The sequence below is a fragment of the Alteromonas sp. KUL49 genome (assembly GCF_006538345.1).
Lineage (GTDB): Bacteria > Pseudomonadota > Gammaproteobacteria > Enterobacterales > Alteromonadaceae > Alteromonas.
This window is the reverse complement of sequence record NZ_BJKL01000007.1, coordinates 52,907-67,026: the sequence shown is the minus strand read 5'-3', so window position 1 is coordinate 67,026 and position 14,120 is coordinate 52,907. Positions and strand designations below refer to the sequence as shown.

Here is a 14,120-nt window from a genome sequence, read left to right as displayed (position 1 = left end):
GTCAGTCGCTATGGGCTGCACTTTGATGTAGAATGCTCCGCGGAGTTGGCCAGGCAATCGCCGCTTTCTTATGAAAGGGGAGGAAAGTCCGGGCTCCAAAGGGCAGGGTGCCAGATAACGTCTGGGCGGCGTGAGCCGACGACAAGTGCAGCAGAGAGTAGACCGCCTATGTTAGCTCGCTAACAGGTAAGGGTGAAAGGGTGCGGTAAGAGCGCACCGCGTGCCTGGCAACAGGTTACGGCGAGGTAAACTCCACCCGGAGCAAGACCAAATAGGATCCCTTAACGTGTGGCCCGCATGGGGATCGGGTAGGTTGCTTGAGCTAGTGAGTGATTGCTAGCCTAGAGGAATGATTGTCCACGACAGAACCCGGCTTATGGCCAACTCCGCTCTTTTTATGAAAATTCGAGTTATCAGTCACTTACTAGTAGCTCGAAGCTTTCATATCAGCCGAGTGTCACCTATTGGCACACACAATGGCACAAACTAAAATTCCTTTCACTCTCATACGTAAGAACGTTTACTACTTCAATAGAAGGTTAAATCAAGGTAATCTTAGAATTTCTTTGGGTACTACTAATCGTCTCACAGCGTTAAGGCTTGTCACTCAAATAACGTCTAGAAAAGGTTTCGACACAATGGACAAGGAAAGGTTAGAAGCAGTTGTTAGAGACGTAAAAACTACCTATCTCAGAAAGTTGAAAATGTTGCTTGAAATTGACGACGAAGAGAATAGTCATATTTTCAAGCGTTATCAGTATGCCTTTCTCCATAGCATGTTCAATGATGACTTTCAAAGTGAGAGTGATGACATTAGCTCTCAAAGTTACTTTGAGTACAAGTTGTCTACACTTCTCCCAGATGAGTCTCCCTCATCCGTTGCGCACAAAAAGCTTAGTGAACTTCACTTTACGGACATAGTCGATATTGATACCTACCAAATTGTAGACACAATAATAGATAAATATCCTAGTGATTTTAACTTCGACTACTTTAAGCACCAAGAAGAAATAGAGCGCTTTCTTAGGCGAATTTACTACATAAAGCGTTTGATATCGTCGGGCAACATGGAAACAGCGAAAGTTCGTTGTGGCGAAATTGAAACAGAATTCGAGAAAGAGCTTACTTTTTCTGCGGCCTATGAGAAATATATAGAAGCCGGAATCGAAGGGGATTTGCCTAAACCAAGAGTAGGCGTAGCGAAGCCATGGGAAGAAAAAGTTCTAACTGATCACCGTAAAGCAAAAGAAATTTTCTGTCATTTCCTTGGTGATAGAGTGATGACAGAAATTACTTGGAAAGACTTAGATAACCTTTTCACACAGGTTGTATCATGTCTCCCGAAGCTTAATAAGAAACCTTATAACAGAGGGAGAAACCCTGCGGATATCACGCTCGCTTTAAAGCATTTAGATGCAGGTCTTATCGAGTCCGATAACTTAATAACAAACGTTGGGGCTTACAAAGAGAAATTGAGTTCTTTCTACCGTTATTATGCTGAGCGATTGGGAGGTTCAGCAAGAGCCGTTCGTGATATGAAGCATGAGATTCCACCGTCTAATACTAGAGGAGCGTTTTCTGATGAACAATTTAGACGAATTATATCATTTGCCTCTACATTGAACCCATATCAGAAGTGGGCAGTCTGGATCATGGCGCTTACTGGTATGAGAAATGGTGAAGTTCAACAGTTAAGGCAACAAGACTTAGCCGTTAACTCTAAAGGAATATATTTTCTTAAAGTAAGAGATGAGGCTGGCTCTGTAAAGACTTTAAACGGTATAAGAAACGTCCCAGTTCATCAGTATTTATTAGACAAAGGGATTGTAGATTTCTTTGAAAACTCAAAAACTAAAGAAATGTTTCTTTGCTATTCCACGAACGAGAAGTTTCTCACTAATATTTACACAAATATCATTAAGCCGAAGCTTGATCTACCTAATCAGACACCTGAAGACTACATTCTTAGTCTCTACTCTGTCAGACACTATGTATTCAATGTTCTCGAAAGAGAAAAAGTTCCAGATAAGGATATCGAGGTCATGTTAGGACATGCAACAAAAGTTTCACAGAAAACTCGTGGTAAATACTATCTGCATCCTCACGTTTTAGAGGTACAAAAAAAATACATTGACTTGATTCAAGCTGATTAACGTGGCTAGTGAGTTTCAAAAATTAATAAGTCGCGATAAATTTAAAATAAAAATTGGCTCTATGAAAGTCTTGATTTCCTTAGCCTCACGCTTTTTTTATTCCTTAAATACTTTGTTGATTGAGTTTATTTAAATATCTTAGTACTAATAGAAAGGTCTTTATGAAGAAGTTCTCTAAAGTTGGTAAGTCTCAAAAACAGACTAAGGCAGAATTAGACTTTCAACGCTATATGGAAGACAAGACTAAGACCACATCTAATGCTTTTCATGTTAACGGCTGGTGGAGAGGCTTCATAGTCCAAAAAGCCCAAGATACCCTCAGCAATAAGAAAAGGGGGGATCATCATGTTCGTTGTCTAAATAAGTTAATAGACGCCACCAAGTGGATATGCTCACGTCACAGCAAGTCTTTAGTTATCCGTTACAGTCTTTACCCATCCTTCAACTTCTATGATATCGACGTATCTAAATTTCATAAAGACTTAGTTGAGAGGCTCTACAAGGTAACGATTGACAACTTCGCGGATATGGCATCATTTTTCACTGATAAAGAAACACTAAGCTTTATCAAAAAATTCACTAATAACTCTGAAAACGACAAAGTTTCTAGAACTAGAAAAATTTTCACTACTGCTGAATATATTTGGGTAAGAGAGTTAGGTCACTCAGGATACAATGACGGTGAACATTTTCACGGAGTCTTTTTTTGTAACAAGCTTCAGGGCAGATCATCAAATCAATTACATAAGGTTTTCAGAATAATCGCATTCGATTGCATCAGAATTCAGTTGAAATCAAATCTCAAGAAATGTAGGAAGGGAAAATTGCGACATAGAGCAAATACAAGTGCTCTTGAAGATCTTACGCCTTTTAAGTTAGTTGATGAATACCCTGAAACACCTTACGTCGATGTTGAAGGATACTTTGAGCTTCATAGAAATGGACTAAGCCTGACTAAGGCAAAGGAACAAAAAGCTCTAATTGAAAATAAAGTCTTCACAGAGGGGCAATATCCAAGGTTGAGAGTAGATAAAATAATTAATAGAAAGCATTACAAGCGAGAAGTGATAGGCGGTGATTTAGAAGAATGCATCTACGCTTTATCGTATTTAAGCAAGGTCGCATCTAAGACTCTTGACGACTTTCCAGCAGGTACAAGGCGGTTTAACTCATCAAAATTTACTAAGCTAAATGAGGGAGACACCGATTATGAAAGAATATTCAAAGGTACAGAAAAAGTAGACCAAATCTTCGAGGTCTATAGTAATAGGGAAGATCCTCATGAGAGCCACTGAGAGTGTCTCAGAGGCGAGTTTTCAGAATTTAAATAGAACTGCAAGTGTAGAGGATTTGTTTTCTTAAAATAGCTTACAGCAGTCATACTGATATTCCTAATCATGTTTAACAAACCAAAGTTCCCTTTTTAATCTTTCTTGGGTATTAAAAATACTACATTAACTTATTTAAACTAATTTAATATCAATCTGTTACACCAAAAAATGCTAGTGGTTTCATAGAGTTCTTGACGGTATTTAGATAGATAAAATCGTAGTTAAGTGGCTGTTAACTTAAACATGTTACTGTTGAAAGAGATATAGACATACTCCTCTATTTTATCTATTTCTTCTGGTTCAAAAAACTTCTTCAATATATCGGTTCGAAGTCTATCTTGAAGATGAGACCTTCTTAGGTTGAAGTTTGTGTTCCTTTCAAAAATTATTAATCTAGATTTTCCTTCTCTAAGCTTGTCTGCAACTAATTTCCACCATTTCTTATCAGTCTCACCGACAGACGATCCAAATATACAAATCAAATGACTCGATTTAAGTGCTCTCTCACAATCCAAGGCTATTCCATGCCTCATTACCTGATTGCATCGGGGCTTTATAAGTTGATTGGCTTGGTCGATATCATTAACAAAAGAAGAGTTTGCCAGTTGCTCGATATTGTCGACACCAAATACCATATGTCGTTCAATCGTTCCGTGAACATGAAGGAGATTAGTCAATGAATGAACGGTATTACCGTAAGACTTTTTTATGTTTAAGTTGCTATTCGCATTTTTGATTTGCTCTAAACCCAAAATTTTTTCAATAGTTTGAGTATAGTTAAAGCTGACTATTGTATAGTTTCTATGAGCATTGCCGCATTCAGTATAAAACCGTTTTAGATTTGATGAATCAACGGCACTTAGTTGACTCTCTGGTTGAAAAAGGTGGTCAATGAATTCTTCGAGACTAGATTCTACGGGGGCGAAATTTTTTTCAACGTCACCGAGGTAGTCGGCTAGTGAATCTACAATGTCTCCGTGGATTTCATCAGCTTCTTCCGTAGATTTTATTCTTGATGTGTACTGTCCAAATTCGGACTCAAGGTCAGACCATTTAGTTAAGTTACTCGATATATTCTTTTTGAATTGAGTGATTGATGGCTTTGTACTTTCTAACTTTAAATAGTGCTGATAAAAATCCTTATAGCTCGTTTTTAACCGCAGATTCAGGTCAAATCCATTGCCAATGAGATAGCAAATATTCACGTAATATCCTAATGTCTAGATATAAAAATTTGAAGATGACAGTATTTGAAAATACTAAACTATCTAGCCTTATGTAGTCACACTGTCATTGAAAAAGAGGGGATAATCGCCCCCTCTTCATGGTTTACTAAATTTAGACCTACAAGGTAGGCATTGATCGCCAATGCGTACAAACATCTTCCCATTTTCCATAACGGTAACGGGAGTAGCCTGTAACGTGAACACTTTTATTCTTAATCATTTCATATACCTATAAAAATGTACTAGGCCGAATTTGTAAACGCAAATTTCAACTGCTAATATCTCAATCCCCATCGAGATTAGAGCTAATTTGCGGAACTGGGGGGAAAGCCTCGGTAACCTCAATTCTAGTCTTACTCAAAGCCGCCTTGTTGCGGCTTTGTTATCTCTTCTTACCTCTTGGTTTTATTGTCTCTACGATAGCTGTTGCTTTTCTTCTTTCCGCTACTTTTACAGGAATGAATTGACCTGTTTTCGCGTCACGTCCGATTTTCATGTTAATACCTCATAAGATTGGTTTGTCTGGTTACAAAACTGAGTACTGTATGAGTTACCAGTGTTTCATACAGCAATCACAAGATAGTGAGGTTTGGAGTTAAATGCAACCCAATATATTGGGTGTTTTCGGTTTTCTCTTGGTGTTGTTGAATACCGTTAGTGTTGACTCACGTATCAGTATTCAAGATACCTGAAATGCTTAGATTGCAAGCACTTGTTGTGAAAACTTATAAATTGAAAATAAATTTTATAGTAAGCGCTAACGTTCACTCATTCCGCCAATAACTATCATTTACGTATAGCTTTACGATAATGAATAGCCTACTAATAAACCGCAAATCAATTCTATCATAACCTTTACTTTTTAACCTAAATGATCAATTATCACTTAGGGTTTGGTTGGTAATGGTAAATGATAATGAAAGCAAGAGTATATCTGAGAGCGTCAACGAAAAAGCAAGATAGTAAGAGGGCAGAGTCAGCTCTTCTTGAATTTGCTAGGAATAAGAGTTTAAAAGTCTTAGAAACCTACTGCGAGAACTACAGTGGTACGAAGCTGGAAAGACCTGAGCTAAATCGATTATTACAGGATTCACAACAAGGTGAAATACTGTTAGTTGAGTCAGTAGATAGATTATCTAGATTGAGTCAAGAAGACTTCGATACGCTAAAGCTAAGGCTCTCTGAGAAGAAATTGAAGTTGGTGGTTATGGATTTGCCAACTACTTACGAACACTTCTCTGAGGGGGTTACAGGTAGCATTATGGGCGTTATAAACAATATGCTCATTGACCTTATGGCAACTATGGCTAGATTAGACCAAGAGAAGCGTGTAGAGAGAATTAGACAAGGAATGGAAAAAGCGAGAGCACAAGGTAAACGTGTAGGTGGTCGCGCTAAGAATCAAGAACTGCGGAACAATATTAAAAAGTACTCTGATAGAGGTATGACAGCCGAAGAAGTGTCTAAGCTAGTAGACTGTGGAATCGCAACCGTATATCGTGTGAGACGTGAGTTAAACACTAAATAAGAGCCATGGATAAAGAGCTAAAGATATTTAAGGCATAACAAAGTTCAGGGAGTGAATATGAAAGGTTTCTTTTCAAAGTTAACGGAAAGCTTATCCAATGTTGCAGACAAATCAGGAGATAAACTCAAATTATTTAAGGAAAAAGTAGAGGGGTTTGATAGTAACCCACAGTATCGAGATTTCAAAAATAGTATAGCGAATCCTAACTTTAGTGGAATCAAAACTGATCTCGAAAATGTTATGTCCTCTGAGTTAGCGTTAAATGGTAAAAACCCATATTTAAACGATTTAAGCGATTGCTTACACGAAGTTAATAGTCTTCTCAATGGTGAGAGTAATATAGATAAGAAAGGTCTTGCAAGCAGAGTTTTTATGGCGCTACGAGACTTTTTTCTTTATAGCTACCTCTCCGAAAACGCCTACCTAAAGCCACTTTCTCTCAAACGCTCACAGTTAATGCATAAAGACGATTATGGTGATGTAAAAATTGAACCATGGTTCGATGAGGTAGAGCGTTTTGCACAAGACCATTCTTTTGATGTGAACTACTATATTAAGGCTAACACTACGTCTGAATTAAGAAATCGCTATGTGGTGTATGGAGCACACTTGAACTTCCACTATGAAAATGACAAGTTCAGTACATTATACTCTGATATTGACAGCGTACTTGACGCATTCATTGAAGACGAAAATTCAACAACAACGGACGACCTATCATTAATTACTGACCCGTACGAGTATGAGAGGGCTATTGCAGAGGTGATAAGTAATTTAGGTGCAGAGGCTCGTGCTACACAAGGTAGTGGTGATCAAGGAGCTGATGTTATAGCCACCTACGCAGACGTAAATTATATTATTCAATGCAAACTCTATTCTAAGCCTGTCGGAAATAAAGCTGTTCAAGAAGTTGCAGCCGCTAAGCAGTTCTATGAAGGTGACTATGCAATGGTAGTTACTAATAGCTCCTTCACCAAATCGGCAAGAATGCTTGCTGAAAAGTTAGATGTATTATTACTGCATCATTCACAAATCGAACAGATCTTTGGTGAGGGAAGTACCGATTCTGTAACTGTCAATTCTAATGAGAGTTGCTCTTATGAGGCTGTGATGGGTGCTCTAAGCTCTCCTGAGACCGAACGACTTAAAAAGCATACTAGCGAGTTCTTGAGCATTTTTGAGCCTACTGTCAGTGAGAATATGTTTGTTTTTGATGTAGGTGATTGCAGCTCTTTTGTTGCATGCTTTGCTAGTCATGACGATGATGTGTTTCGGACGTACATTGATTACCTCTTCAAGCTAACTGACGGACTTTCTTACGATGAAAAAATCTTGTTCACTCTCAACGATGTGGAGTCGGACACATCAAGATATGCAGAACATCTAGGTATCAGACTATTCACTGATGAAAAAATCTTAGATTATTTGCATGAGTTAATAGCTATCCACGTAAACGAAGAATAAGTATTTTTGCTTAAATTTTTATATATTTCTCTGACAGTTCTTAAGCTCTGTTGCGATCCAATTTCAATAGAGCTTAATATTTTGATATTTTGAGGCTTTTTTGCTTATATTTTGTACTCTTGCTTAACAAGCTCGCCCTCTCTTAATAAAAATTCTCAATTATATCAATATGATTTTCTTTTTGGCATAAATTATGCTTGATTTTTTCGGTTTCCTCATGTTATAATATAAGAGTAAGTGGCAGTTCTTGTCACATTTCAGAGCACCCCTCCCGCTCAAATATTTAATTCAACAAACAAATCAAAACTAATCAATAAACAAAATCTGACGCAATTAATCCTTTGTGGGATTCACCGTGTCTAATACAAAAGGAATACAAATGAAAAATGAACATCAAAAAAACTCACTTGAATCTACCTATGTAGATTTAATCAATAGTAAACAACTTTCTCAGAGTGAGCTTAGGCTTTATATAATTATATATTCCAGTAGTCAGGAAGCCTTTGCAAATGGCCAACTGTATAGCCCATCTCAGGAAGCTCTCGGGCACATTCTCGGGTGTAGCCAACCCCAAATTAGTAGAGGGTTGAAAAAACTAAGCGAATTAGGATTGATAGATTATAAAGACTATAGACATAACGGTGCAAAACTCTGTATCCCAGTTAAACCAGAGTCAGCTGCTAAAATTCTATCTCTTCATTAAATTAACGCAGTCATAAAGGAGTCTGGGAGGGCTCTCTTGATAAGTTTCACACAAGATGTCACACGTTCCAGTATAGACAAGAGGTAAGAATTTGATATTCTTTGATTCGAACTTTAACTTACTCGGCTTATGGCCAACTCCGCCCTTCTTTTTAAGAAGCGTGGTCCGCCGGGACTTTTTTCACAGAAGCCCAGTACTCTATCTTATCCAGTAAGTCATCGACATCAAAAGGTTTACTCAGGTAGTCGTTCATTCCCGCGGCAAAACACGCTTCTCTATCACCCTTCATAGCATTTGCTGTTAACGCAATAATAGGAACGTTTTCATATCGAGCTCCCGCTTCGCCATTTCGTATGCGGCGAGTGGCTTCGAAGCCATCCATTTCAGGCATAAGACAGTCCATTAATATAACGTCAAACGTTGGCTTGAACTTGTTGAGTGCTTCAAGTGCTTCTACCCCAGACATCGCGCTGATGGCTTTATGTGTAGTGAGGTGCTCTTTAACAATGGTTTGGTTTATTTCATTGTCTTCGACTACCAGTATTTTGAGCTTGCCTGTTTTTATACTGCTTACTTGATCTGTATTTTGTTGCCCATTGCTTTGTTCTTCAGGCGCTCTTTCTAATTGGATGTAAAATGAGAACGTACTTCCAATGCCTTTTTGACTTTCTAGGGAAATGTCTCCTCCCATGAGTGAGCAAAGCTGCTTACAGATAGACAGCCCCAAACCTGTGCCACCAAACTTACGGGTTGTTGATAGATCTTCTTGTGTGAATACTGCAAAAATACCTGGCTGCTTTTCTCTGGCAATACCAATACCGGTATCCTTCACATCACACCGAAGCAGCAGTTGGTCATTCGCACTTTCAACGATGTTAGTGGTAACACTAATAGTACCGGTTTCGGTGAATTTCACCGCGTTTCCGAGTAAGTTCGTTAAGATCTGACGGTACCTCACCGCATCTCCCAATACTCTTAATCCCGTTGGAAATTGGTTGTTGAATAATAGGCTCAGCCCTTTTTGCTCGCACAATAAACGATACTGATTTTCGAGTTGGTTAATTTCTTCAATCAGTGAGAAGGGGTGCGCTTCAACTTGCATTTGCCCAGCTTCTATTTTAGAGAAATCAAGAATGTCATTGACGATATGGGAGAGACTTTCTACGCTGTAATTAGCCAAGGAAACATAGTGTTGCTGGTCATTGTTTAATGGAGTTTTCTCTAAAAGTTGAAGAATTCCTGAAATACCGTGTATTGGGGTGCGAATTTCATGGCTCATACTGGCTAAAAAGCCCGACTTCATTCTTGCCGATTCTTCGGCTTTTATTTTGGCTTCTTGCAAGTACCTTTCTGCTTGAAGCTTTTTAGTCACATCTTGTTGAATGCCGATGTAGTGAGTGACTTCACCATCAATCTGTATTGGGGTCAGTATAAGGTTGTTAAAAAATGACGTACCATCTTTTCGGTAGTTCAGTAGTGTGGTTTCAACAGGAATACGGTTTCGAATAGCCGTTTTAAGTCCAAAAACACTGGATGATTCTGTTTCCTTTCCCTGCAGCATCGCACAGTTTCCACCCAAGATCTCTTCTCTTGAATATCCGGTTAAATCAGCAAATGCGCCGTTTGCGTATATAACAGGTTGACCTTCACTCTTGATGTCTGAGATGACAATGGAGACGGTTGCTTCATCGATTGCACTTGTAAGAATTTTAATACGACTTTCGAGGGCCTTTTGTTCGGTAACGTCAGCACCAACGTAAATTTTCCCCTTTTCAACGTTGTTTTCGTCTAATAAGGGTTGTACACGCCATAAGATCCTCGATGCTTCGCCTTTGCTATCGGTGTACTTGAGTTCGCCTTTGGACTTGCCATGTAGCTTAGTAATCAAGCGCGCAATGGTTGCGTCATGACCTTCACCATAGGTGTCGCAAAGTGCATCAAATTGGCGGTTGCACAATAGAACAGTCTGGCTGTTGTCTACCACTAATAGCATGTCACCCATAGAATCAATGACATTGGAAAACTGCTCGTTCGACAGTGACATCTCGGTTAAATTTGTGAGCAGCTCATCAAAAGAGGTACGAATTTTACTTAACTCTAAAACTTCCAGGGGAACACTATCAGAAACTGGCTTTTCTTCATTTCGTACCCGTCTAATAATGTCGTCATACAAACCTGTCAAAGTATCTTGTGCTTGCTTAGCCGTGATAGAAATAATGTGCAGGTTAATAAGTAAGGTACCTACGATCATGGCCAAAATAACTAAGGCTAACCATCGAATACTAGAAAATGCGGAGGTAAAAGAGCTGATGCTATAGAGCTTCAAGTCACCAAAGCTATCTGAGCCCACTAGAAATTGGGTGGTATGTTGAGTAAACCTGAGTTTCCCCTGTTCAACAAAACTTAAATCACTACTAAACAACACGGTATTATTGCCATCAGTGACGACTTGTTCTGTCAGTCTAGGGTAGGGACGCAGCAATGGCTGAAGGCTAGCCACATACATGACCAATGCCCCTTCTGCCATCTCGTTTAATAGTACGGGCACAGAAAAAAGCACGCCATATTCGGTAATAGAATAATAAGACTCGGATTCAACCAGCGTAATAGGACGCCATGCTTGCTCTAATGTGCTGGGTAATTGCTCTGGCCAGTTTTTCTGTATCACCAGCGCACCGGAAAAATCATACAAGGCAAAGCTTACGTCCCTTGCCTGGGTTAAATTGAGCGAGCGAAAGAACATGGGGAGATAGTTATCTCGCTGTTCCACGTCGACTAAGGCATTGATGATAATATCATTAGCCGCCAAATCAGCGAGTTGTCGCGTTGTGTCCTGAGTGAGATAGGAAAGATCTCTTTTTAATCCGTCGAGAGACGCTTGTTGGTCATCACTGATTTCCTCACTCGCAAAATAAAACGTAATGGTGAACAGCATAATTGCGACAACAATGATTAACCCAGTCAAGGTGGGTAGCATTCGCCTTACTAAAAGTTGTCGCAAAGAGAGCTTTGGAGCCATTAATTGGGTTCCGTTACAATGATGTTTCCTGATGCATCAAAGGATGCCATAAAGTAATCGTGAGACAATAAAGCATCTCGCTGAGACGCTGAAAACGGTTGTTCATAGTGCTTTACAACACCGTGATATGACGCGATATTTTCCAGTGCAGTTCTTACGTTATTTGTGTCAAATGAGTTCGCCGATTTTACTGCGATGGCGAGCATTTGTACCAGATCGTACGCATGTGCCACTCCTACTGCAGCTGGCACACTATTAATGTCGGTTGCACCGTATTTTGCTTTGTATGCTTCGAAAAGCATTTTGGCTTGGGACGTATCATTGTGTTCAAAATGAAAAGTTTGCAGCACAGCAATATCAAGGTTGTCAGGTTTTACGGCAATGCGTTCGATAAAATTTCCTGATGCGATACCCCAATGTGAAATGATAGGGACTGACAACATATCCAAAGTCACCATGCCATTAACGACGACTGCACCTTCGGGGGCATTGGCTACCAAGATAATACCATCGGTATCGGAAGCTTGAATTATCTTGAGCGTATCTTCAAAAGATTTCTGTTGCCAGTTGATCCAATGAATAGCGTCAATGAATAACCCTGCATCTCTTGCTGCTTGAGTTAATGATGCTTCATTTGAGCGTCCCCAACCAGTGCGTTCCAATACTAAAGTGACTCGTTTTAATCCTCGCTTTTTTGCATGGTCAATAAGCACCTTCCCTGCCTCTGCATCGCGTAACGATACTCTAAAAACATTATTTGGGGAGAAGCCATTATCAACAAGTGGAGTACCCGCTGCCCATGGACCAAGATACAAAAGGTTGTTTTCATGAATTGTATCCAATTCAGCAAGTGCAACCGGAGTGTGCACACCACCGAGAACGGCGACTAAATTGTCTATTGTCGCGAAGGTATTTATATTGTGGATACCTCTTGCTGGATTTCCTCTGTGGTCCTTCGCAATAATGACCAGTGGGTGACCAAGCAAACCTCCCGATTGATTAATCATTTCTACCGCAAGTTCGGTGCCGCGGCGGATAGCTATCCCACCGTCAATGGCAACGGCTGAAAAGTCGGCGTCTATGCCGATGATAACGGGCTCCTTTGAGAGTTCATCGGCATATGTGACATTAGGGAAAAGTCCTAAAGAGATTGATATTAAAAAAACTAATCGCATAAAGGCCGACAATTTAACAAAAAGGCGGACAGTGTATCTTATTGTTACCACAACGAACTTATCCTTTCGTATAACTCAAATCGACCGATCCTTTTGGTTAAAAGCAAGAAAGCAGAATGCGAGAAACCATATTACTTATTAGATTATTTGCATTTAAGCGTAGCAGTCATTTGTACAATTTGGTGATCTTTTTGGGCTAAGACTCTTAAAAAAGTCGATTTCGTCACCATATTTAATCACCCGAACAATAAACTGAAGAGACAGAACATGAAATTTTCATTCTACAATCCGACAACCATTCAATTTGGACAGGGGCAGATTGCTTCAATTTCTACTTTGATCGAAAAAGACAAAAAAGTTCTGGTGCTCTACGGTGGCGGTTCGATCAAAAAGAATGGCGTTTATGACCAAGTTGAACAGGCACTCGACGGTTACACTTGGGAAACCTTTGGTGGCGTTGAGCCTAACCCAACTCGTGAAACCCTTGATAAAGCCGTTGAGCAAATGCGTACATCTGGGTTGGATTTTATTTTAGCTGTGGGCGGGGGAAGTGTGATTGACGGCGCGAAGTATGTTGCTGCCGCCGCATGCTACGACGGTGATGGCTGGGATATTCTCATCGGCAAACACACAGTAACAAAAGCGCTTCCTATTGGCGCAGTGCTTACCCTGCCAGCTACGGGGTCAGAATCAAACTGTGCGTCGGTTGTTAGTAACAAAGCCACATTGCAAAAGCTCCCATTTATGGCACCTTCCGTTTTTCCTAAGTTTGCAGTACTCGACCCCGATGTAGTGAAGAGTTTGCCAGAAAAGCAGGTAGTTAATGGCGTAGTGGATGCTTTTGTTCATGTATGTGAACAGTATTTGACGTTCCCGCAAAACGCACCGGTACAAGACGGTTATGCCGAAACTTTACTGCGAACCTTGGTTGACCTTGGCAATACTATTGAGCAAAAGGACGATGTATGGCGTGCTAATTTGATGTGGACGGCCAATCAAGCATTGAACGGACTTATCGGTTCTGGTGTGGCTCAAGACTGGGCGACTCATATGATAGGTCATGAACTGACCGCTTTGTACGGCGTTGACCACGCTCGATCACTCGCTATTGTGCAACCAGCCTTACTCAAAGTTCAGTTAGATGCTAAAAAGGCCAAGTTGGAACAAATGGGCCAAAAGGTATTTGGTCTAGCACCTTCAGAAACGTTAGCCCTCGACACGATAGATGCTATTGCTGCTTTCTATAATGGTTTGAACGTATCAACCTCGCTTACTGAGCATAACGAGTCAAAGGAAGAAGCAATAGAAGCTGTGATAAGTCAGCTTGAGAAAAACAAAATGGTAGCACTGGGAGAGTCACAAGCGATTACGCCTGAAGTCAGCCGCTCGATTTTGGATTTAGCAGTAGCTGGGTAATGTCTATTCCTGAATGGTATATTAATAATTTGTTTTAATCTTGTTAAAATAAGTTGGCACGATATTATCATATTATCAACGAGCGTGTTTTGAAGCCTTGATCAG

General features: G+C 39.9%; 9 protein-coding genes and 1 other RNA gene. 7 read left to right on the top strand and 3 right to left on the bottom strand.

The features are described 5' to 3' along the window. The first annotated feature begins 41 nt into the window (after positions 1-41). The 3 genes from rnpB to EYS00_RS13225 all read left to right on the top strand — a co-directional run bounded on the left by rnpB (position 42) and on the right by EYS00_RS13225 (position 3,448). Positions 42-392: RNase P RNA component class A (gene rnpB / locus EYS00_RS13235), an RNA gene on the top strand. Positions 393-638: 246 nt separating this feature from the next. Next, positions 639-2,153, top strand: coding sequence for a tyrosine-type recombinase/integrase (locus EYS00_RS13230; protein WP_165399383.1), 1,515 nt, complete (start codon positions 639-641; stop codon positions 2,151-2,153). A gap of 161 nt (positions 2,154-2,314) precedes the next feature. Beyond that, entirely contained in the window at positions 2,315-3,448 is a 1,134-nt protein-coding gene (locus EYS00_RS13225) for a hypothetical protein (RefSeq protein ID WP_130637369.1), read from the top strand. A gap of 257 nt (positions 3,449-3,705) precedes the next feature. Here EYS00_RS13225 and EYS00_RS13220 read toward each other — a convergent pair whose 3' ends face one another. Next, positions 3,706-4,689, bottom strand: coding sequence for an AbiH family protein (locus EYS00_RS13220; RefSeq protein ID WP_130637367.1), 984 nt, complete (start codon positions 4,687-4,689; stop codon positions 3,706-3,708). A 937-nt stretch (positions 4,690-5,626) separates the two neighbouring features. Here EYS00_RS13220 and EYS00_RS13215 point away from each other — a divergent pair. From EYS00_RS13215 to EYS00_RS13205, 3 genes are all read left to right on the top strand, one after another. Beyond that, positions 5,627-6,238, top strand: coding sequence for a recombinase family protein (locus EYS00_RS13215; RefSeq protein ID WP_242618767.1), 612 nt, complete (start codon positions 5,627-5,629; stop codon positions 6,236-6,238). A 57-nt stretch (positions 6,239-6,295) separates the two neighbouring features. Further along, positions 6,296-7,702, top strand: a complete 1,407-nt coding sequence (locus tag EYS00_RS13210) for a restriction endonuclease (protein WP_207301711.1) — start codon at positions 6,296-6,298, stop codon at positions 7,700-7,702. 379 nt (positions 7,703-8,081) lie between these two features. Next, positions 8,082-8,405: a helix-turn-helix domain-containing protein gene (locus EYS00_RS13205; RefSeq protein WP_130637363.1), complete on the top strand. Its 324-nt coding sequence runs from the start codon at positions 8,082-8,084 to the stop codon at positions 8,403-8,405. Positions 8,406-8,556: 151 nt separating this feature from the next. Here the strand turns inward: EYS00_RS13205 and EYS00_RS13200 are convergent, their stop codons facing one another. Further along, entirely contained in the window at positions 8,557-11,382 is a 2,826-nt protein-coding gene (locus tag EYS00_RS13200) for an ATP-binding protein (protein ID WP_242618766.1), read from the bottom strand. Positions 11,383-11,423: 41 nt separating this feature from the next. Further along, positions 11,424-12,599, bottom strand: coding sequence for an ABC transporter substrate-binding protein (locus EYS00_RS13195; protein ID WP_130637359.1), 1,176 nt, complete (start codon positions 12,597-12,599; stop codon positions 11,424-11,426). Positions 12,600-12,866: 267 nt separating this feature from the next. Here EYS00_RS13195 and EYS00_RS13190 point away from each other — a divergent pair, with 267 nt between their 5' ends. After that, positions 12,867-14,015 (top strand): iron-containing alcohol dehydrogenase, encoded by a 1,149-nt coding sequence (locus tag EYS00_RS13190; protein ID WP_130637357.1) that lies wholly within the window; start codon positions 12,867-12,869, stop codon positions 14,013-14,015. The last annotated feature ends 105 nt before the right edge of the window (positions 14,016-14,120 follow it).

Bases quoted from the DNA above. Each gene is read 5' to 3' on its own strand.
- EYS00_RS13225 (WP_130637369.1), top strand. From the start codon at position 2,315: ATGAAGAAGTTCTCTAAAGTTGGTAAGTCTCAAAAACAGACTAAGGCA.
- EYS00_RS13200 (WP_242618766.1), bottom strand. From the start codon at position 11,382: ATGCTACCCACCTTGACTGGGTTAATCATTGTTGTCGCAATTATGCTG.
- EYS00_RS13205 (WP_130637363.1), top strand. From the start codon at position 8,082: ATGAAAAATGAACATCAAAAAAACTCACTTGAATCTACCTATGTAGAT.
- EYS00_RS13190 (WP_130637357.1), top strand. From the start codon at position 12,867: ATGAAATTTTCATTCTACAATCCGACAACCATTCAATTTGGACAGGGG.
- EYS00_RS13195 (WP_130637359.1), bottom strand. From the start codon at position 12,599: ATGCGATTAGTTTTTTTAATATCAATCTCTTTAGGACTTTTCCCTAAT.
- EYS00_RS13210 (WP_207301711.1), top strand. From the start codon at position 6,296: ATGAAAGGTTTCTTTTCAAAGTTAACGGAAAGCTTATCCAATGTTGCA.
- EYS00_RS13230 (WP_165399383.1), top strand. From the start codon at position 639: ATGGACAAGGAAAGGTTAGAAGCAGTTGTTAGAGACGTAAAAACTACC.
- EYS00_RS13215 (WP_242618767.1), top strand. From the start codon at position 5,627: ATGAAAGCAAGAGTATATCTGAGAGCGTCAACGAAAAAGCAAGATAGT.